Here is a 20,379-nt window from a genome sequence, read left to right as displayed (position 1 = left end):
TCGGACGGCGGGCGGGCATTATGCTGCGTTGCAAAATCAGCAAACCGCAGCGCACAAAAATGTGGTTCAATCTCTTCAACGGCGGCCCCTTGCCAGCCGATCAGGAGATTTCCCATGCGCGTCGCTCGCCTTCTCACCCTGACCGTTCTCGCGTCGGTGTCCTTCGCCGGCGGTGCCGCCCAGGCGGGTGAAGCCCTCTACCTGACGCCTCCGCTGTTTCGCGAGCAGGTGCGTGAAACCCAGCAGGTGCGCAGCGTCAGCGACCTGACCACCACGCCTCAGCCGACCGCTTCGGCCGGGCCTGCGGCGCCGCCGCGGAGCGCGCAGGCGGCGGGAGAGGTGGAAACGACCGGCTCTTTCTGAAGAAGACCGACGGCGTCGACCCTGCGGGTCCACCGCTGACCGCCTCGAACCGGGCTCATCGAGCGATTCCCGCGGGGATCTTCCTCGGTGAGCCGGTTTCGTTTTCGGGCCGGCATCGGTCCGGTTCTGGCAGGTATCCCCGTGAGCCTGTCGCGACGATCCTCGGCCCCAGCGCCACACGCATCCGGGACCGCCTCGTCCCCATCCGTGGCGGTCCACCCGGTCCCGAGTTCGGAATGCCGAGTTCGGAGTGCTAAGTTCGGAATACCAAGGGCCGGAAGGGACCTTTCGGTGTGACGGTTCGGCGTGAACGTGGAATCCCGGACGGGCTGCTTGGCCCGAGGCGCCGGGTTAGGATTAACGATATCTTAAACCCGTCATCGACCTATGCTCAGATCTGTGATGTTCTGAAACGAGCAGACAATCGCGCGCGTGTTGGCGAGGACCCATCGTGATTCCCGACGAAGATCCCCTCTGGTACGATCGCGAGGAATCCGACCCGCCGATGCAAAGATTGGCGATGCTGTGCGGCCTGGTCCTCGTTTCCCTGGCCTGCATCCTGTTCTTTCCGCTTCGCCTGTGGGAGAAATTGAAGAGGGGCGTCGTGGTCGCCTTTCGGGATGTGGAGCCGGTGTCCCGCAGGCCTTGAGCTTCCGGCGACGGGTCGGCGCGGCGCCGTTCGATCCGCCACCCGCGACGTTGCAGGGCTCAGCGTCCCGCCTTCCGTCCTGATCTGCGCCCGCAGGTCCGATCCGAGGGCTCCACGAGGCGGATTCTTGCGCGGGCGCGGAGCGGCCAGGAGGGTAGGATGGTGGATCGCGCATCGGCTTATCCGTCCGCAAGGCAGCCGCCGCGTCGGCTCGCCGCCCATATCGACTCCCTGCGGCAACTCCAGGCCTTCAACGATCGCGGCGGGATCCCGGTCCATTTCGACGTGATGCGCTCGATCGCGCCGGAGATCGAGATCGACGGGCGGGTCGACGCGTGCATGAGCCTGTGGGAGACCCACACGATCAGCGGCTTCGTCACCAAGCCGAAATACGACGCGGCCGTGATGACGTTCCGCTTCGTCACGCGCGGCCACGTCACCTACCGCCACCGCGCCGGCAATTCGATCGGAACACCGACGCACGCGACCCTCGTGGGATTCGAGGATCTGCGGGAAGTTCAGGCCTCGGGCAGCTTCAGCGCCCTCAGCGGGACGATCGCCGTCGAGACCCTGACGGCCGCCGATGCGGCCCTGATGGGTGATTCCCGCGGCCTGTCGTCCCTCGCGCCGGTCGCCGACATCGCGACCCCGGGCATGAAGGCCCTCGCCTGCTCCCTGCGCGATATCCAGCGTCGGGTCCAGGAGGCCGATCCGGCGTGTGACTACGTCCTGCCCCTGGTTCAGGAAATTCTGAGCTATCAGCTGCTCTCGGCCTGGCCGAAGCGGGTGGAGCCGAAGGTTTGCGACAGGGTCGACGTTCCGTCCCGCAGCCTCCGGATGGCGCTCGACTATATCGAGGCGAACCTGTCCGGCCCCCTCACCTTGGCGGACATTGCGGCCGCCGCCGGGATCAGCGTCCGCGGCCTGCAGACCCGGTTCCGCCGGGACGTGGGACAGACGCCATTTCAATTCCTCATCGATCAGCGCCTGAAGCGGGTCCATCAGGATCTGATCAGCGCGCGCAATGCCGCCCTTCCGGTGGCGGTGATCGCGAAGCGCTGGGGCTTCGCCCACATGAGCGACTTCGGCCAGCGTTACCGGCGGCTCTACGGGTGCACGCCCTCCGAGACCCGTCGCTCGACTGCCTAGAGGCTATTCCTGAACGGGCCGCGGGTTCAGTGGCCTGTTCGTGCATGAGGCAGGCGAAGGCGACTCTGGGAGGTTTGCTCGCGTGCTGGGATTGCGCTCGTCATCCTTGACGAGGCGGCGAAAGCACGTGGCCCAGGCGAAGGAGCGCTCGACGACCCCCCCCGGCGCGGCAGCAGGACGAAGCTGCGCTTGGTCTCCGGCGGTTTCGCGACCTCCCGTTCGATCCCGTGGGCGCGGGCGGCCTTGGCCGACTTCTCAGCCGTCCGGCCCGCTCGCCGCTCTCGGGTGAGGAGCGCAGGGTCCGGCTGTCGAGGATGGCCGAACGCGGCTCGGGCGAACGTCCGGAGGCCAGACGCAGAAGGGCCCGCAGATCCGCGGCCGGTTGCTCGAAGCACCCGGCCGCCAGCCAGCGCTGCGCCTGCTGGTAGACGGCCTCCCAGGGCGGAAGGTCGTTGGGGCATCCACCGCCACGGCGCGCCCGTCTTCACCACATCGCGCAGCCCGTTGACCACCGCGCGCAGGCTGTGCTCACGCTGTCCCGCATCCGCGCGCAGCAGCATCAGACAGGGGGGGGCGACCAGCGCCCATTCGTCATCGGAGACGTCGGACGGGTAGGCTTTGCGTGAAGAGGTCATGCCCCTTCATCTGGAATCCAGCCGTCATAGGTCCATAACAGCCTCTAAGACTAAATCTGAGACAAACAAACCGATGGGGGTCATGTGAGCCAAACAATCCACGCGCTCTATGTTCCGCCTGAAACGTACGAACTTCAAATATCCATCCTAAACTGTTATACCTCAGAGGCTGGATAGCAAGACAATCAACGGACGACCCGTGACCCTGCGAGTATGGTGATGAGCAAGGATCAGCCCTCAGCGTCGAAGTACCAGCCCTGGACGCGAGCCCAGGTGATCGAGGCTCGTCCAGACGTCATCGCGCGGGCACGGGCGCTCAATGACCTGCTCGTCACGCCCCCCGGCGTTCTGCCTCAGGCGGAGGGCGATCCCGTCCGAGTGTTCGCGGTCGGCATCCACGATACGTTCGCGGTCTGCCGCAGGCCGGAGGTAGACGAGGCGACCGTCGCCAAGACGCTGGGGGCGTATGTACGCACGTTCGCCTACCGGCTGGCGATGGCCCAGCCCAACTCGATGCGGCACGACGTCGATGGAAACCCCGTCGAGGCCGTGCGCGACACAGAACGTCTACGCGCGCAGGAAGATTGCCTGAAGCTGATGGCCCGTGCCCGGCTTCGACGGGCCCGCGAAGAGATCCCCGTACAGTCTACGTAGTGCTCGGAGGGCACGCAAACGCGATCTATGGTGTCTCGGCTGCAGGCAACGGTCCTCGCGATAGCAATGAGCCTGACCATAATTGGCGGGGCCTCCGCGCAGATGGCGCGGTTTCGTATTGAGGGCCTGCATGGAAGCAGGACCCATTGACGCCACCTCCGACCCGCCCTCGCCGTTAAGCAAGTCCTGCCCAGAGCTTGAAAGCGGACGTCACCGCCGGGTGAGGCCAGCTAGGATTACCGATAGAGCTGTGAGCGCATCGATCAGTATACGGGTGCGATTGATCCGCGGGCGGCCAAGAACGTTTAGAAACAGGGGAGCGGAGTCTGGCATGGATCTCACCAGGACTTGCTTCATCGTTCCAGCGGCAAACAGATCGTTGGCGCGCCAGATGTGCGCTGCCGCGATGCCGCGCCCTTGGACCAGAGCCTTGCGGGCGGCCAAGCCGTGATCGCCCATAAGGCTGCCAGTGAAAGGAACGAGGACCATTGCACCACCTGGTCCTCGCAGTGAGAACATCGCACTTCCGGCGATGTTGCACGGCCAACGACTTGGATACCGAATAAACCGAGGCGATCGATCGAGAGGGCTCGGTCGGTCGCGTTCGAGCCGCACGGTGAAGCCCGGTGACGCTGGCCCGCCTGACCGCCGGCAGGACGAGTAAAGAGTTCCGCCGTCTCACTCCGCAGATGGCGACGCAACGTGCTCACAGCGCAACAGACGAACATATTCATATGATTCCGAAGCCCGGTCGCCGGAGACCCTTGAGTTCCGAACGGGAACGTTTCGCCGGAAATGCAGAGCCTTGCAATGCTTGGGCTATCCTTGTTTAGAGCTCATATAAACTATTGAAGAGCTTGCATAATTTTCCCTCATCTGCTTCCTGGGCCCATCGAGATCGAGCAATGGTGCGATCATCTGGGGTTATGGGAGGGGGCCATGCAGCCGACATTGATCGAAACGCTGCATCGGAGCGAGGGCGTCAGGCTTCGGCGGTTCCTTCTGCGCCTGCTTGGAAGCGCCGATGCGGCGGCTGACGCCCATCAGGAAACCTACCTGCGGATGCTCGGCGCCCTGTCCCGCACGACCGTCGAACATCCCTCCGCATTCCTGTTCCAGATCGCCAACAACGTGGCGTTGCGGATGCGAAACAGGCGAAGCCTCGAAGGCGCGCTGTTCCAGCCGGTGACCGATCTCGACCTCGCGCAGATCGCGGATGGATACGCCATGCCGGAACGCCAGGTGATCGCGCGCCAGGAACTCAGGCGGCTCGCCGCTGCCATCGACGCGTTGCCGCCCCGGTGCCGGGAGGTCTTCCTGCTCGTCCGCTTCGAGAACCTGTCGAATGGCGAGGCCGCCGCCCGTCTGGGCATCAGCCGCAACATGGTCGAGAAACACCTCATCCGGGCGCTTCTGCACTGTCGCCGCCAATCCCAGGCCGCCCATCTCAGGAGCGCATCAGGGATCGCGTGATACCGTCGAGGTCCAGACGTCAGGATCTTGCCAGTTCGCGGATCTAAGGGTGTAGGAGCGTGAGACTGGGCCGTCCGGGCTTGGTGAGCCCGGATGGAGCAGAAGGCGTGGCCAGCGGCGACGGCACCGATGTGCGCGAGGTGGAGCGCGAAGACCCGGTCTACGAGGTGGCTGCGGGTTGGGTCGCACGCCTGTCCTCGCCCGATGCGACGGAGGCGGATCGGGGCGCATTCGAGGCGTGGCGCGCAGCCGATCCGGCACATGCCGAGGCGTATGCCGAGATGGAAGCCCTGTGGCAAACGCTCGGCCACGTTCCCGGTCGCCGGCACCGGCGCTCGGTGCCCAAAGGGCTGGCAGGCGTCGTCGTCGCCATCGTCCTCTGTGCCGCCCTGGCCTTTCAGCTCGGTTTCATCGATCGCCTGCGGTCCGACCTGTGGAGCGGCGTCGGCGACATCACCCATGCGACCCTGACCGACGGCAGCCGCATCGACCTCAACACCGATACCGCCATCGCCCTGCATTTCAGCGAGACCGAACGCGGGATCGAGCTTCTGCGCGGAGAGGCGTTCTTCGACGTCGTCCCCGATCCGCGCCGTCCGTTCGTCGTTCGGAGCGGCGGGTTGCGCGTCCGTGCCGTGGGGACACGCTTCTTCGTCAGGGCCGGCGATACGGATAAACCCGCCGGCGTCGTCGAGGGCAGTGTCGATGTCGCGGCCTCGGAGCGTCCGGTGCGCGTGTCGGCGGGCGAGGCGCTTTACCATACGAACGGTGCTCCTCTGTCCGTCGCGCGGGCCGATGTGGATCGGGCGACGGCGTGGCGGACGGGACGCCTCGTCTTTTCCGGCGAGCGCCTGTCCACGGTCCTGGCCGAACTCGACCGGTATCGCCGTGGGGCCATCGTGCTCCTGGATGCCGCGGCCGGCGAGCGGCGCGTCACCGGATCGTTCGATCCTCGGGACACGGACGAGGCCCTCGACGCCATCGCATCGAGCATGGGCGTGGGCATCACCCGGCTGTCGCCCCTCCTCATCCTTGTCGGATCGCCGCGCCGAAATTCCTGAAGAAAGTTTGGCCGGGGACGTCAGGAGATTGCGGTCCCGTTGATCTCAATCGGTGAGGACGAGCCGGCGCGACGCAGGTCGTCTTCCCGCGAAAGGGTCGTCCTTCCGCGAGAGATGGACAGGACTCGGTATGACGGCGCGTGGGCGGGGGGTGAGATGTGAACGCTTGGCTGGATCGGCCCTTGCCGGCGTGTCGATGCTGGCCATGGTCCCGGCCGCCGGGCAGGCCCGTGAATCGCAGGGTCAGCCGGTGCGCGGTAGCCGGGCGGTCGTGGAGCGCTCGGCGAACATCCTTGCCTACGACGCATCGGCCGCGGGGGCGGGGGAACGCGTCGCGCTGACGATCCCGGCGGGATCCCTCGAAGCGGCCCTCGTCGCCTTCTCCGAACAGACCGGCGTCAAGCTCGTCTATGCCACCGATCTCACGGCACGGCTGACCACGGCCGGCGTCGCGGGTGCGTTCGAGCCCCGCGACGGCCTGGAACGGATTCTGGCCGGAACCGATCTGAGCTTCCGCACGGCGGGGACCTCCACCATCACCCTGGTCAATCCGCGCTACGTCCAACTCGGCGCTGCGACCGCTGGCGCGGTGGCCCTGGAGGAGTTGCACGTGGCCGGACAGGGGCAGGCCCCCGGGCTCGTCTCCGGCCTGCCGCCCCGCTCCGGCACCGTGGGGCAACCGCCCGTCCCCTATGCGGGCGGTCAGGTCGGCACCGGCACGCGGGTCGGCCTGCTGGGCAACCGCTCCGTGTTGAAGACGCCCTTCAACGTCACAGGCTACACCGAGAAGCTCATCGAGAACCAGCAGGCGCGCTCCGTCGGCGACGTCGTGCTGAACAATCCCTCCGTCCGGAGCGACGCCCCCCCCTACAGCGAACGCGATTCGTACTTCATTCGCGGCTTCTCGGTGACCAACCTCGACACCGCTTTCGACGGCCTGTTCTACATCGCCAACCCACGCCGCAGCTTCACCGAGGGGCTCGAGCGCGTCGAGGTCCTGCTCGGGCCGACGGCGCTCCTCAGCGGCGGCACCGGTCGCGTCGGCGGTACCATCAACCTCGTGCCCAAGCGCGCCTTCGACGAGCCTCTGACGCGGGTGACCACGAGCTATTTCAGCGACAGCCAGTTCGGAACGCATCTCGATGTCGGCCGTCGCTTCGGCATCCAGAAGGAGTGGGGCGTCCGTTTCAACGGCGCTTATCGCAACGGCGACACACCGCTCGACAAGAACGCCATCGAGGTCGGCGTCGCGGCCCTCGGCCTCGATTATCGCGGCGATGGCTTCCGCGCCTCGGTGGATCTCAACCACTCCACCCAGAACGTCACGGCGCCGACCTCCCTGTTCAACGCGGTGGCACCGGGCATCCCGGTTCCCCGGGCTCCGAACGCCCGGCGCAACACGGCGAATGCCTTCGAATTCAATGACAGCCGCTACAACATGGCCGCCGGCCGGGTCGAATACGACATCCTGCCCGACACCACGATCTACGCCGCCGGCGGCCTCAGCCGCTACAACGAGGACTTCCTGACCTCGAACTACTTGGTGCGGAATCCCAATGGCCAAGCCCTGAACTCCCTGGCGATCCAGCCCCTGGAACTCGAAGGATTCACGGGCGAGGTCGGATTCCGGTCGAGCTTCCAGACCGGCTTCATCGGGCATCAACTCACCGTCGCGGCCGTGGAGGCCATCAACAAGAACCGTTCGCGTGGCTTCACCCCCTTCGCCCTGCCGAGCTACCTGACCAACATCTACAACCCGGTCGACCTGCCGTTCGGGTCGGTGGCCACCGCCAACCTTCCCCGCTCCAACCAGCAGCCCCTGTTCTCGGAGCTCTACGCCCGCAGCGTGGCCATCGCCGACACTCTCTCGCTTGGTGACGACCGCTTCCTGCTCACCCTCGGCGGCCGCTTCCAGGAGATCGATCTCCGGAGCTACAACACCCGGCCTGGTCCGACCCGGGGCGCCGTGGCGTCGAGCTACGTCGAGAGCCGGTTCAGCCCCGCCATAGCGCTCGTGCTGCGGCCATTCGAGAACCTGTCATTCTACGGCAACTACATCGAGTCCCTCGATGCCGGGCCGTCGGCGCCCGCCACGGCGCTCAACAACAGCCAGATTTTCGCCCCCGTGGTGAGCCGGCAGAAGGAAGTCGGCGCGAAATACGATTTCGGGACGGTCTCGCTTACGACCTCGCTGTTCGAGATCGAGCAGCCCAACGCCTTCACCGATCCGGGCACCCGAATCTTCTCAGTGAGTGGCCTGCAGCGGAACCGCGGCGTTGAGGTCAACGTGTTCGGCGAACTCGTTCCGGGCGTGCGGCTGCTCGGCGGCATCACCCTCATCGACGCCAAGCTCGTGAGTACCGTGGGTGGCGCGAACGATGGACGTGCCGCGCCCGGCGTGCCCGACACGGCGTTCAACCTCTATGGCGAAGTCGATCTGCCGCCGTGGCTGGCGCCCGGCCTCACCCTCACGGGGCGGGCGATCTACACGAGCAGCATGTTCTACAATCAGGCCAACACCCAGTCGGTTCCGGACTGGACACGGTTCGACGCGGGCCTGCGCTACACGTTCGAGGGGGTGAACGGAAAGCCCGTGGTGATGCGCGCCACGGTGCAGAACATCCTCGACGATTCCTACTGGGCCTCGGCCGCCCGTGGCTACCTCGCCGTCGGCGCTCCCCGGACGGTGATCCTCTCGGCCACCGTCGATTTCTGAGGTGTCGGGGCAGACCGAGGCGCGAGGGACCAGGGGCAGGGGGTACGCCGCGAGCCCTCGCGGCGTGCATCCCGTCATAGGCTCGGAGGGCGTGCCATGATGGGAAGCTTTCGTCAGTCCATGGCGTGGCTGCACACCTGGTCCGGCCTCGTTGTCGGCTGGGTGCTTCTCGCGATCTTCGTCACCGGGACCGCGAGCTATTACCGCGCCGACATCTCACGCTGGATGCGGCCCGAACTCGCCTGGGCCGAGCCGCTGACAGCGGCGGAACTCGGGGCGGCGGCCGAACGCGCCACGGCGTACCTCACCGTCCATGCCCCGAAGGCGCGCAGCTGGTTTATCGGCATGCCGGGGCCCGACAAGCCGGTCCTCGACCTGTTCTGGCGCACCGGGCCGGGGGAGCCCCCGGGCCATGTGCTTCTCGACCCCGCGACGGGACGCGAGGCGCGGGTCCGCGAGACCGAGGGCGGCGACTTCCTCTACCGGTTCCACTTCGAACTGCACATGGCGCCCCTGTGGGGACGCTGGATCGTGGGCATCTGCGCCATCGTCATGCTGGTGGCGCTGATCTCCGGCATCATCACCCACCGGCGCTTCTTCGCCGACCTCTTCACCTTCCGGCGGGACAAGGCCATCCGGCGCAGTCTTCTCGACGCCCACAACGTCGGCGGCGTTCTCGCGCTGCCGTTCCACCTCATGATCACCTATACGGGGGTGGTCACCCTGGCGACATTCTACATGCCCTGGGGCGTGACGGCGGCGTATCGCGGCAACGCCCCGGCCTTCTTCGCCGACGCGGCCTGGATCACGACCCCGCGCCGCCCGGCCAACCGCCCCGCTGTCGGAACGCCGATCGGCTCCGTGGTCGAGCGCGCGGTCGCGCTGGTCGCCGAACCCCTGCAGCGCCTGACCGTCGTCAGTCCGGGCGACGCCAACGCCACCGTCGTTGCGGTGTTCGAAGAACCGCGCGGCATCGCCCGCCGCCAGCCGCAACTCGCCTTCGATGGCGTGACCGGCGCGGTCCTGGAGGCGAGGGGCCTCGATCTCAAGCCCGCCGCCCAGACCTTCACGGTCTTGACGGGCCTGCACGAGGCGCAGTTCGCACGCCCCGCCCTGCGCCTGCTCTTCTTCCTCTGCGGGGTGATGGGAAGCGTCACCATCGCGACGGGGATCATCCTGTGGTCCCTCGCGCGCCTGCCGCGCGCGGGTGAACGACCCTTCCCCGGCCTTCGCCTCGTCCAGGCGCTCAATGTCGGGACCGTCGCGGGCCTGCCGGCAGCGGTGGCGGCCTACTTTATCGCCAACCGGCTCCTGCCCGTCGACCTCGACGGTCGGGCCGAGTGGGAGATCCGCGCCTTCTTCGGAACCTGGATCGCGGTGCTCCTGCTCTCCCTCGTTCGCCCGCACCGCCGCGCCTGGGGCGAGGGGTTCGCCGCCGTCGCACTCCTCTGCTGCGCCGTCGCCACGGCCGACATCCTCACCCTGCCGCAGCACCCCCTGCGCCGCCTCGGGGGCGATCCCCTGTACCTGTGGTTCGACGCCGCGATGTTGGCGCTCGCGGTTCTGTTCGCCGTCGCGGCCCGCAAGGTGGTTCGCTACAAAGCCCCCGCGCCGCGCCGGAGGAAAAGCGACGGGGTGCAAACCGCTTTTCCGGGCGCCTCACGCCCCCATGGCCTGTGAGCGATGCCGGCGCATCGGGATCGGGGCGACGTGTTCCGTCAGCGAAAAAAGCGCGCCGTTCGAGGGCTAGATTTTCAAGTATCAATCAAGAATAATTCCAGCATAGTATGGAAATCGCAATTTTTTACCGAATACTATTGACGTATTTGCACAACTTGTTGAAAGAGGACGCGGTTTACGTGTCTTTCCGGAGCCTGATGGCTCAAATCGACATCGCGACAGCGTCTGAAACCGGCCGGATGCAGAGATCGATGTGAGGTCCGAAAGCATCTCTATCGGTGTCTGCTGATCGAATACGAACATTTGCCGTTCACCATCGGGCCCGTGCGTGGCGCGATGTGTCATCCAGGGCTCGAACGAGGTTCGGTCGTCATGCCACCATCGTCCCAGCAGGCCGCCGAGGCGGCGGCGTTCCGCAGTTTCGCCAATGGCTACCTGCGTGAGATCGACCCGGGGATGCCTGTCCGCCACACCCTGCCCGACGGGCCTCCGGCGGCGTGCGTGGAATGGACCCTGCGCACCCGCCGCCTCGCCATCCGGGCCGAGGTGCGGTCGCCGTCGCTCTGCGGCGCGCAGGGTTTCGGCCGGATCTGGACCCGGCATCTCCACGAACCGCGCTGGCGCGCCGCGCCGCCCCTCTCGGCGCTGCAGGAACTCCTCGGCGAGGCCTATGACCGCCTCGGGGCGGGCGAGGCCGCCCGGACGCAGGAACTCGAACTCCTCGGGCGCATCCTCGACAGCTACCGCGAGACGGCGCGCCAACTCAACATCGCCCTGGCGGACGAGGGCGAGGACGGGAGCTTCATCGGGGCCGAGCGGACCCTCGTGTTCGGCCATTGGCTGCACCCGACCCCGAAGAGCCGGCAAGGCCTCACGACCTGGCAGGCGCGGACCTATGGCCCCGAGGAGGCGGGCACGTTTCAGCTCGCCGTATTCGCCGTCGCGAACGACCGGGTCCGCCACGATTCAGCGGGTCCGCGCTCCGCGCCCGAGATCGCTAGCGAACTCCTGGGACCTGAGGCCGGATGCCTGCCCCTGCGCGCCGGGGAAATCGCCCTGCCGATGCATCCGCTTCAGGCCGACGCCCTCATGCTGGAGCCGCATGTCGTCGCGCTGATCGAAGCAGGCCTCGTCCGGCCGCTGGGCGCCTTCGGGCCCCGCTACACCGCCACCTCGTCACTCCGGACCGTCTACGCGGCGGAGAGCCCCTGGATGGCGAAGTTCTCCCTGCCCGTCACCCTCACCAATTCGCTGCGGGTGAACCGCTTCGCCGAACTCGAAGCCGGAGTCGCCATGGCGAGGCTGCTCACCGCCAGCGGGTTCGGCACGCACCATCCGAACTTCCGGATCGTGTCCGACCCAGCCTACCTCACCCTGCGCTGCCCCGACCGGCGCGAGAGCGGGTTCGAGACCGTCCTGCGCGAGAACCCGTTTCGCGGCGGCGCTGAGCAAGGCATCGCCACCCTGGCGGCACTCACCGCCGAGCCTCTGCCCGGCCGCCCCTCGCGCCTCGAGGCGCTCCTACGCCGCCTCGCCCCCGGCTGCGGCGAACGCGCCCGCACGGCGCGGGCCTGGTTCGGCCGCTACCTCGACTGCATGCTGGAGCCTATCGTGGCCCTCTACGACGCGCACGGCATCGCCCTCGAGGCCCACCAGCAGAACACGCTCCTCGATGTCGCCGCAGGCTGGCCGCGCCGGGGGTACTACCGGGACAACCAGGGCTTCTACCTGTCCGAGGCCGCGCGCCCCCGGCTCCTGCGGCGGGCGCCCGAAACCGCCGCCATTGCCGGCCTCTACTTCCCCGAGGACGAGATCGACCGGCGCCTCGCCTATTATCTCGTGGTCAACCAGATCTTCTCCGTCATTGCGCGCATGGGGCATGACGACATCCTGCCGGAGACCGTTCTTCTCGACGATCTCGCCCACCGCCTCGAAGCGATGGCAAGCCGGATGACCGGCGCCGGACGGAGCTTCGCCCGCTCGGTGCTGCGCGGGACGACGCTCTGCACTAAGGCCAACCTGCGCGTCCGCCTCGCGAACCGCGACGAACTCGCCTCGGGCCACGAGGCGGGCAACTACATCGACATGCCCAATCCCCTCCGCGCCCGCGCGGTTTCTCGCGGCGAGGCCGACCGTGCCCTCGCGTCCTGAGGCCGTAACCCCGCCGGACGAGCGGGTCCTGCGCCAACTCGCGGAGGCGGTGCTGTTCGAAGGCCTCGGCGTATCCGAGCTCGAAGACGGCGCGGCGACCCGCAGCTTCGTCTGGCGCATCGGTGTGCTCAAGCTGCGCGCGGATGGCGTCGTCGGCCCGTTCGGCCGCCCGCGCCTCACCCCGGGGACGATCGAGATGGCGGGGCCGGACGGGTCCTGGCGCGGCGCCGACATCGCCACCCTGGTGGAGGCCCTGCCCGCCGGCCGCGCGCAGCGCGATCGCCTCCTCGCGGAACTCCGGCAGACGGTCGACCTCTGTCGCTGGAACGCGGCCGAACTGCCGTTCGGCGACCGCCGCCCCCTCCCTTTCGCCGCTCTCGACGCGGCGATCCGAGAGGGCCACCCCTACCATCCCTGCTTCAAGGCCCGCACCGGCTTCACCCTGGAGGACCATCGCCGCTTCGGGCCGGAATGCGCCGCGCCGTTCCGCCTCGAATGGCTCGGCCTGCCGCGGGACGCCGTCGCGCTGTCGCTGCCGGACACGGAGAACGCCTTCTGGCGGGCCGAACTCGGCACGGAATGGGATGTCCTGGCGCACCGCCTCCAGGAGGCGGGGCACGGCTTCGACACCCACGCGCTCCTGCCCGTCCACCCCTGGCAGATGCGCCAGCTCGAAGCCGGTGTCCTTGGACGCTGGCTCGCCGAGGGGCGCGCCGTGGCGCTGGGGACGGCCGGCGCGCACTACGGCGCCAGCCAGTCCCTTCGCACCCTGCACAACCTCGACGACCCGGAAGCCGCCAGCGTCAAGCTCGCCTTGAGCGTCGTCGCCACCTCGAGCCTGCGCATCCTCGACCCGCGTTTCGTGCTGACGGGGCCGGCTCTGTCGGACTGGCTCGCAGGAATCGTTGCCCGCGACCCGCTCCTGCATGGGCGCTACCGGCTTGGGATCTTGCGCGAATACGCGGCGATCCTCGCTGACCGCGATGGTCCCCTCGCGGGCCAGCTCGCCGCGCTCTGGCGCGAGAGCCTCCGCTTGTCCCCCGGTGAGGCGGCTCTGCCGTTCAACGCCCTGATGCTGTGCGAAGCCGACGGCGCCGCCTTCGTCGCCCCGTGGCTGGCGCGCCACGGCGTGTCGGCCTGGCTCGACCGGCTGGTGGAGGTCGCGGTGCTGCCCGTTTGGCACCTGTTTGTGGCCCACGGCGTCGCCCTGGAGGCGCATGGCCAGAACATGATCCTCGTCCACCGTGACGGCTGGCCCGAGCGGGTGGTCCTGCGCGACTTCCACGAGAGCGCCGAATACGGGCTCGACTTCGTCGCGGAACCCGACCGGGTGCCGGATTTCGGCGCCATCGACCCCGCTCATGCCGGGCCCGTCGACGACCGCTTCCATGCCATGCGCTCGCCCGCCGTGCTCGCCGAACTGGTGACGGACAGCCTCTTCGTCTTCAGCCTGTCCGAGGTCACCCATCTGCTCGGCCGGCGCCACGCGCTGGACGAGACGGCGTTCTGGCGGGCCTTGGGCCGACGCCTGCGCCGCCACGCCGCCGAGCACGGCCTTGCGGACCGTTTCGCGCGCCTTCGTGTCGACGGCCCCCGGCTGACCGTCGAGGCGCTGCTGTCGCGAAAGCTCGGTCTCGGGGAAGCGCAGTGCAGCCGCACCGTGGCCAACGCACTGTTTCCGGCCCCTCACCATCCCTCTGGAGACGCCATGATCGAGATCGACGGACGCACGATCGCCGCGGACGAAATGGAGGCTGCGATCCGGCGCATCGGGGCGCGAGCCCGCCTCGCGGGCGGCGACGGGGAGCGCGTCGCCGTGCGGTTGCGCGACACCACGGAGAGCCTCGCCTTCATCCTCTCCGCGCGCCGCCTCGGTGCGACGCTCCTGCCGATCCACCCGGCCGTGCCGGACGACGGCGCGCGCCGGCTCGCCGAACGCGCCGGATGCCACCGTCTGTTCCTCGACGATCTCGACGGGGAAGCCCTCGCCGGCGCGTCTCCGCCGGTGCCGGGGGATGGACAACTTCTTCAGATGAGTTCCGGCACCACGGGCGAGCCCAAATGCATCGCCCGCGCCTGGAGCGCCGTGGAACGCGAAGTCGAGAGCTACGTCGCTGCCTTCCCAGAGCCGGACGGCATGACGCCCGTCGTCGCCTGCCCGATCACCCACTCGTACGGGCTCATCTGCGGCGTGTTCGTCGGGCTGCGGCGCGGCCGTGTGCCGGTCCTGCTCGACACCACCAACCCGAAATATCTGCTGCGCCGCCTGCGCGAGATCGACCGGCCGCTGCTCTATACGGCGCCGGCCCTCTTGCACACGCTCGCGCGCCTGCTCCCGGACGGGGAGCGCATCCATGCGGCCATGGTCTCCGGCACCCTGCTGCCGGCCCCCTGGTTCGCCGCGATCCGCGCCCGGGTCGATCGGCTCTTCCAGCAATACGGCTGCTCGGAGGCCGGCTGCATCGCCATCAATCCGGATCTGGGCCAGCCCAACGCCATCGGCCGCCCCCTGCCGCACCACAGGGTCAGCGCGGGCGCGGGCGCCGAGCAGCCGGCGGAGATCGTGGTGGAGACGGAGACCGGGGCGGTGCACACCGCCGACCTCGGTTATCGCCGGCCCGACGGCATGCTGGTCTTCGTGTCCCGCCTCGACGACACGATCAACGTGTCGGGCCTCAACGTCTATCCGGGCGAGGTCGAGGACGTGGTCATGGCCATGCCGGGAATCACCGACGCCGTGGCCTTCGCCCGGCCCGATCCCTTCGCGGGCGAGCGCGTGACCCTGCTCTTCAGCGCCGAGGCGCCGGTGCCGCCCCGCGCCCTCCAGGACTGGTGCCGCCGCTGGCTCGCCGGCCATCAGGTGCCGGGCGAGGCACGGCAGGTGGGGGTGATCCCCCGTCAGGCCAATGGCAAGATCTCCCGCCGCGCCGTGGCCGAGGAATATCGCAGCGGCGCGCTCGCGGAGGTCGACGCATGACCCCCGAGACCATCGTCGCGGCCATCGGCACGGTCTTGCGCGACGAGATGAGCCATTGCCACCTCGACGGCTTCGGCCCGCAGGCGCGATTGAACGAGGATCTCTACCTCGATTCCGTTCAACTCCTGCAGCTCATCCTTGCCCTGGAGATGACTCTCGGCCTCGCCATCCCGGAGACGGCGATCAACCGGCAAGATGTCGCCACCGTCGCCGATCTCGCCAAGCTCCTCGCACCCCGTACGCCGGCTGCGCCTACGGTCGACAAGCCGGCGGGCGCCTCCGAGGGCGTTCATGGGGACATGCCCTACGATCTGAAAATCCACTGCTTCGTCAGCTGCGTCTGCGACGGGTTGAAGACGCGCGGCATCGACCACCGGCCGTTCTACGCCCTGATCTGGGACGCCGAGTTCGCCATCACGGAGGATTTCCGGCTCGCCTACCATTCGGACGCCATGGACCACGAGGCGTTCCGCCACTGGTTCCAGCGCCTCTACGGCGTCCCGCTGCAGGTCTGGTACGACCACGCGGCCTCCAAGGACGCCAATGTGGCCACGCTCCTCGATCTGCTCGCGCGGCGGGCACCGGAGGAACGCATCATGGTGATGCTGGACATGTTCCACCTGCCGGAGCGGGAGAACAAGTTCAACCAGAACCCTTTCCCGCACTATCTCCTGGTGGAACTCACCGACGATCCCGACATCTGGCAGGTGCGCGACCCGGACTTCCGCTGGGAAGGCCCGATCGCCCGCGAAGCGCTCCTCACCGCCATTTGCCAGCCGAGCGTCGCCGGCGGGTACCGGTTCGATCCCTCCGTCGCCCGCCCGCCGGCGGATGCCGATCTCGCTGCGTTCTTCGCGGCCTGCCTGCGTCCCGACGCCAATCCGCTGACCGACGCCGTGCGGGCCATCGTCCTTGCCCATGCCGAGGGGTGCTGCGGCCTTCGCCTCGCAGATGTGGGCGCGGCCCTGCGCGAGTTGCCGGTCATCACCATCCGCAAATGGGCCTACGAGCACGGCTTCGCCTTCTTCTGGCGCGCGCTGCGCTGGCCCGACGCCACCTTCCAGCGGGTCTGCGACGACATCGAGGCGCTGGTGAACGGCCTCACGGCGCTCCATTACGCCGTCCTCAAGCTGGCGAGGACCGGGGATGCGAGCCTCGTCGCGCCGATCCTCGCGCGGCTCGACACCCTCGACGCCGCCGAGTTCGCGATCAAGCGGACGCTCGGGACGGCCTTCGACGCCTGGCGCGCGGGCAGCCCGGCCCTGCGCCCAGAAGCCCGTATCCCTGAAAGGCTCAAGGCATGAGAATCTCCCTCTGCACCATCAGCTTTCGGCATCACCTCCTGTCGATCGGCGAGATCGCCCGGTTCGCGCGTGGCAGCGGGTTCGACGGCATCGAACTCTGGGGCATCCATGCCCGCAATCTCGGGCCGGGCGATCACGGCGCCTGGCTCGCGGATTACGGCCTGCGCGTGCCGATGATCAGCGATTACCTGCCCCTCGACGCACCGCCCGAGACCCTGACCGAGCGCCTGGACGATCTGTGCCGCCTCGCGGAGATCTGGCAGGCTCCACGCCTGCGCACCTTCGCCGGCACCAAGGGCAGCGGCGCGACCTCGCCGGCGGAGCGGGCGCATGTCGCGCGCAGCCTGCGCTGGTCGGCCGGGTATCTGGCGGATCGCGGCCTGAGGCTCCTCGTGGAGACTCATCCCGACACCCTGGCCGACACGACGGCGTCTCTCGAACAGTTGCTCGAGGCGGTCGACCACCCGGCCCTCAAGGTCAATTTCGACATCCTCCACGTCTGGGAGGGAGGCGACGACCCGGGCACGGTGCATGGGCGCCTCGCCGAACACGTCGACTACTACCATCTCAAGAACGTCCGCGACCGCGCCGACCTCCCGGTCTTCGCGCCGGCCAACGTCTATGCCGCCGCCGGGCGGCGAGAGGGCATGACCGGCCTCTTCGATGGGGCCTTCGATTACGGAGCGTTCCTCGAAACCCTGCCGCCGGATGCGGAGGCCTCCCTCGAATGGTTCGGCGAAGCCTGCTTCTCGGTCCTGCCGTCCGATCTTCTCGGGGTCCGGCATGCCACCGCCAGGCGCCGCAACGAAACGGCCTTCCACCTCGATATGGCGCAGTGAGCGCGGTCTTCCGCGCCGGTCGCCGACCCAGTTCAGAGGACCATCCCATGCCCCAAAGCCGCGCCGTCGTCAGCACGCCGCATGCGAGCCGCTACCTCCTCCAGCTCTGCAAGCATTGGTCGCACAAGTTCGAGACGGAGTTCACCGAGACGCACGGCCGCATCGTCCTGCCGCTGGGGGAGACGCGCCTCGGCGCCGATGCCGAATCCCTGACCATCGACCTCTCGACCGAGGACGCGGACGCACTTCCGGATTTTCGCGATGTCGTCGCGCGTCACCTCGAACGCTTCGCCTTCCGCGAGACGCTGCGTTTCGAATGGTCATGACGAGGCGCGGGACGAACTTATGGGACGTGAAGCATGGAACGCGAAGAAGGTTCGGACATGACGTTGGTCGAAGGCAGCCCGGATGTGAGCATCAGGGCCATGGGCGAGGCGGATGTGCCAGGTCTGTTCGAGATCTACAATCAACCGGCCTTTCGCTCCGGAACGCTCGCGCTACCCTATGAATCCTTCGAGGCGGTCAGGACGTGGGCGCAGCCCCGGTCCCCGCGCGACCTGCATCTCGTGGCGGATCTCGACGGACGCGTCGTCGGTGCCGCAGCCCTGCGCCCCTTCTATGGGCGGCGGGCGCACGCGGCGGAATTCTGGATCGCGGTGCATGCCGAGTTCGTCGGCAGGGGCATCGGCTCCCGCCTGCTGACCGCGATCATCGATACGTCGGACAACTGGCTCAACATCCTGCGGATCGAGATGACGGTCTTCACCGACAACCTGCGGGCGATCGCGCTCTATGAGAAATTCGGGTTCGAGGTCGAGGGCACGCATCGGGCCGCCAGCTTTCGCGACGGAGTCTTTGCCGACGCCCATTGCATGGCGCGGCTGCGCCCGTCCCGTGGGGCCTGAAGGCATGGCCATCCTCCCGCCGAAGCGCGCGCGAACCGCGAGCCGCGAGGGCGCTTTCCCATGCTGAAGGCCTTCCTTGCCTATTATCGGCCGCACCGGACGCTGTTCCTGGTCGATTTCGGCTGTGCGATCCTCTCCGGCCTGCTCGAACTCGGTTTCCCGATGGCGGTCAAGGTCTTCGTGGACGTGCTGCTCCCACGCCAGGACTGGCAGATCATCGTGCTCGCCGCCCTCGGCCTCGGACTGGTCTACGTGGCCAATGCCGGCTTGATGGTGGTGGTGACCTACTGGGGCCACGTGCTCGGCATCAACATCGAGACCGAGATGCGGGCGCGTGCCTTCGAGCACCTCCAGCGGCTCTCGTTCCGCTTCTACGACAACCAGAAGACCGGCCACCTCGTCGCTCGGGTCACCAAGGATCTGGAGGAGATCGGTGAGGTCGCCCATCACGGCCCTGAGGACCTGTTCATCGCCGTGATGACGTTGTTCGGCGCCTTCGCGCTGATGTTGTTCGTCCATCCGCCCCTCGCCGTGATGACGGCCGCGATCCTGCCGGTGATCGCTTTCGTGACCCTGCGCTATGGCGGTCGCATGACCCGGAACTGGCAGGCCCAGTACCGCCGGATCGGCGCCTTCAACGCGCGCATCGAAGAGAATGTCGGGGGGATGCGCGTCGTTCAGGCCTTCGCCAACGAGGCGCACGAGCGGCGTCTCTTCGCCTTCGACAACGCGCGCTATCGCTCAACCAAGCTCGACGCCTACCGGATCATGGCGGCGAGTCTGTCGATCAATTATCTCGGCATGCGTCTGGTGCAGATCGTGGTGCTGCTCGGCGGCGCAGCCTACGTGGTGCGGGGCGAGTTGAGCGCCGGCGGCTTCGTCGGCTTCCTGCTGCTGGTGGGCGTGTTCTACCGGCCTCTGGAAAAGATCGGGGCCGTCGTCGAGACCTACCCGAAGGGCATCGCCGGGTTCCGGCGCTACAGGGATCTCCTGGCCACCGCGCCCGATATTGCGGATCGTCCCGACGCCGTTGCGGTGCCCAACCTCCGGGGCGACATCCGCTTCGAAGGCGTACATTTCGGTTACGGCGGGGGTCGTTCCGTCTTCGGGGACCTCACCCTCTCGATCCGGGCCGGGGAGACCGTGGCCTTCGTCGGCCCTTCGGGGGTAGGCAAGACCACGCTGTGTTCGCTGATTCCGCGCTTCTACGAGGTCGAGGCCGGCCGCATCACAATCGACGGATTTGACATCCGCGACGTCACCCTCGCGTCCCTGCGGCGGCAGATCGGCATCGTGCAGCAGGACGTGTTCCTCTTCGCGGGCACGATCCGGGAGAACATCGCTTATGGCCGCCTCGACGCCGACGATGCGGCGATCCGGGAGGCGGCGAGCCGGGCCCGCATCGACGGGCTGATCGCGAGCCTCCCCGACGGTCTCGACACCCTGATCGGCGAGCGCGGCGTGAAGTTGTCGGGCGGACAGAAGCAACGCCTCGCCATCGCGCGGGTCTTCCTCAAGAACCCCCCGATCCTCATCCTCGACGAGGCCACCTCGGCCCTCGACACGCAGACCGAACGTGAGATCCAACGCTCGCTGGCGGAACTCGCCGAGGGACGCACGACCCTCGTCATCGCCCACCGACTGGCGACCATCCAGCAGGCGGACCGGATCGTTGTGGTGGGTGAGAACGGTATCGTCGAGGAGGGGCGGCACGAAGCCCTGCTCGCGTCCGGCGGCGCCTATGGCCGGCTCTACGCCGCGCAGTTCACGCAAGGGCGACAGGCGGCTCGAACCTGAGGCGCGTCTCGCAACCGGCGTCGCGT

Annotated in this window: 15 protein-coding genes and 1 pseudogene; 15 read left to right on the top strand and 1 reads right to left on the bottom strand. The window is 67.9% G+C overall.

The features are described from left to right. Nucleotides 1-114: 114 nt before the first annotated feature. From ACV7NL_RS02915 to ACV7NL_RS02905, 3 genes are all read left to right on the top strand, one after another. Nucleotides 115-363, top strand: a complete 249-nt coding sequence (locus tag ACV7NL_RS02915) for a hypothetical protein (protein ID WP_463354873.1) — start codon at nt 115-117, stop codon at nt 361-363. Between the two features lie 451 nt (nt 364-814). Beyond that, a complete protein-coding gene (locus ACV7NL_RS02910) occupies nt 815-1,012 on the top strand; it encodes a hypothetical protein (protein ID WP_463354872.1) in 198 nt (65 codons plus the stop codon). A 159-nt stretch (nt 1,013-1,171) separates the two neighbouring features. Continuing rightward, nucleotides 1,172-2,161 carry a helix-turn-helix transcriptional regulator gene (locus tag ACV7NL_RS02905; protein ID WP_463354871.1) on the top strand — a complete coding sequence of 330 codons (990 nt, stop codon included), beginning with the start codon at nt 1,172-1,174 and terminating at the stop codon, nt 2,159-2,161. 69 nt (nt 2,162-2,230) lie between these two features. Here ACV7NL_RS02905 and ACV7NL_RS02900 read toward each other — a convergent pair. Beyond that, nucleotides 2,231-2,796, bottom strand: a pseudogene (locus ACV7NL_RS02900) (transposase); the annotation flags it as partial. Nucleotides 2,797-3,015: 219 nt separating this feature from the next. Between ACV7NL_RS02900 and ACV7NL_RS02895 the strand changes: the two are divergent. The 12 genes from ACV7NL_RS02895 (at nt 3,016) to ACV7NL_RS02840 (ending at nt 20,353) form a co-directional block, all read left to right on the top strand. Further along, entirely contained in the window at nt 3,016-3,450 is a 435-nt protein-coding gene (locus tag ACV7NL_RS02895) for a ProQ/FINO family protein (RefSeq protein ID WP_463354870.1), read from the top strand. 939 nt (nt 3,451-4,389) lie between these two features. Next, complete coding sequence (locus ACV7NL_RS02890) at nt 4,390-4,923, top strand: RNA polymerase sigma factor (RefSeq protein ID WP_463354869.1); 534 nt, start codon at nt 4,390-4,392, stop codon at nt 4,921-4,923. A gap of 107 nt (nt 4,924-5,030) precedes the next feature. Beyond that, on the top strand, nt 5,031-5,984 hold the full coding sequence (locus ACV7NL_RS02885) for a FecR family protein (RefSeq protein WP_463354868.1): 954 nt from the start codon (nt 5,031-5,033) through the stop codon (nt 5,982-5,984). 166 nt (nt 5,985-6,150) lie between these two features. Next, nucleotides 6,151-8,700, top strand: a complete 2,550-nt coding sequence (locus tag ACV7NL_RS02880) for a TonB-dependent siderophore receptor (RefSeq protein ID WP_463354867.1) — start codon at nt 6,151-6,153, stop codon at nt 8,698-8,700. Nucleotides 8,701-8,796: 96 nt separating this feature from the next. Then, nucleotides 8,797-10,380, top strand: a complete 1,584-nt coding sequence (locus tag ACV7NL_RS02875) for a PepSY-associated TM helix domain-containing protein (protein WP_463354866.1) — start codon at nt 8,797-8,799, stop codon at nt 10,378-10,380. A 372-nt stretch (nt 10,381-10,752) separates the two neighbouring features. Next, nucleotides 10,753-12,531: an IucA/IucC family protein gene (locus ACV7NL_RS02870; protein WP_463354865.1), complete on the top strand. Its 1,779-nt coding sequence runs from the start codon at nt 10,753-10,755 to the stop codon at nt 12,529-12,531. Next, complete coding sequence (locus ACV7NL_RS02865; protein WP_463354864.1) at nt 12,515-15,508, top strand: IucA/IucC family protein; 2,994 nt, start codon at nt 12,515-12,517, stop codon at nt 15,506-15,508. The genes ACV7NL_RS02870 and ACV7NL_RS02865 overlap by 17 nt, the downstream gene beginning before the upstream one ends. Continuing rightward, complete coding sequence (locus ACV7NL_RS02860; RefSeq protein WP_463354863.1) at nt 15,505-16,812, top strand: DUF6005 family protein; 1,308 nt, start codon at nt 15,505-15,507, stop codon at nt 16,810-16,812. Before ACV7NL_RS02865 ends, ACV7NL_RS02860 begins: the two co-directional genes overlap by 4 nt. Continuing rightward, entirely contained in the window at nt 16,809-17,651 is an 843-nt protein-coding gene (locus ACV7NL_RS02855) for a sugar phosphate isomerase/epimerase family protein (protein ID WP_463354862.1), read from the top strand. Before ACV7NL_RS02860 ends, ACV7NL_RS02855 begins: the two co-directional genes overlap by 4 nt. Nucleotides 17,652-17,698: 47 nt before the next feature. Next, nucleotides 17,699-17,977 (top strand): DUF2218 domain-containing protein, encoded by a 279-nt coding sequence (locus ACV7NL_RS02850; protein ID WP_463354861.1) that lies wholly within the window; start codon nt 17,699-17,701, stop codon nt 17,975-17,977. Between the two features lie 33 nt (nt 17,978-18,010). Then, a complete protein-coding gene (locus tag ACV7NL_RS02845) occupies nt 18,011-18,556 on the top strand; it encodes a GNAT family N-acetyltransferase (protein WP_463354860.1) in 546 nt (181 codons plus the stop codon). Between the two features lie 60 nt (nt 18,557-18,616). Further along, nucleotides 18,617-20,353, top strand: coding sequence for an ABC transporter ATP-binding protein (locus ACV7NL_RS02840; RefSeq protein ID WP_463354859.1), 1,737 nt, complete (start codon nt 18,617-18,619; stop codon nt 20,351-20,353). Nucleotides 20,354-20,379: the final 26 nt, after the last annotated feature.

This window comes from Methylobacterium sp. Ger2507 (genome assembly GCF_055231875.1).
The sequence above is the reverse complement of the archived record's forward strand: the minus strand, read 5'-3'. Positions and strand labels throughout refer to the sequence as shown.

Coding starts and splice junctions, on each gene's coding strand:
- ACV7NL_RS02915 (WP_463354873.1), top strand. CDS start 115: ATGCGCGTCGCTCGCCTTCTCACCCTGACCGTTCTCGCGTCGGTGTCC.
- ACV7NL_RS02845 (WP_463354860.1), top strand. CDS start 18,011: ATGGAACGCGAAGAAGGTTCGGACATGACGTTGGTCGAAGGCAGCCCG.
- ACV7NL_RS02855 (WP_463354862.1), top strand. CDS start 16,809: ATGAGAATCTCCCTCTGCACCATCAGCTTTCGGCATCACCTCCTGTCG.
- ACV7NL_RS02905 (WP_463354871.1), top strand. CDS start 1,172: ATGGTGGATCGCGCATCGGCTTATCCGTCCGCAAGGCAGCCGCCGCGT.
- ACV7NL_RS02875 (WP_463354866.1), top strand. CDS start 8,797: ATGATGGGAAGCTTTCGTCAGTCCATGGCGTGGCTGCACACCTGGTCC.
- ACV7NL_RS02850 (WP_463354861.1), top strand. CDS start 17,699: ATGCCCCAAAGCCGCGCCGTCGTCAGCACGCCGCATGCGAGCCGCTAC.
- ACV7NL_RS02840 (WP_463354859.1), top strand. CDS start 18,617: ATGCTGAAGGCCTTCCTTGCCTATTATCGGCCGCACCGGACGCTGTTC.
- ACV7NL_RS02870 (WP_463354865.1), top strand. CDS start 10,753: ATGCCACCATCGTCCCAGCAGGCCGCCGAGGCGGCGGCGTTCCGCAGT.
- ACV7NL_RS02890 (WP_463354869.1), top strand. CDS start 4,390: ATGCAGCCGACATTGATCGAAACGCTGCATCGGAGCGAGGGCGTCAGG.
- ACV7NL_RS02860 (WP_463354863.1), top strand. CDS start 15,505: ATGACCCCCGAGACCATCGTCGCGGCCATCGGCACGGTCTTGCGCGAC.
- ACV7NL_RS02895 (WP_463354870.1), top strand. CDS start 3,016: ATGAGCAAGGATCAGCCCTCAGCGTCGAAGTACCAGCCCTGGACGCGA.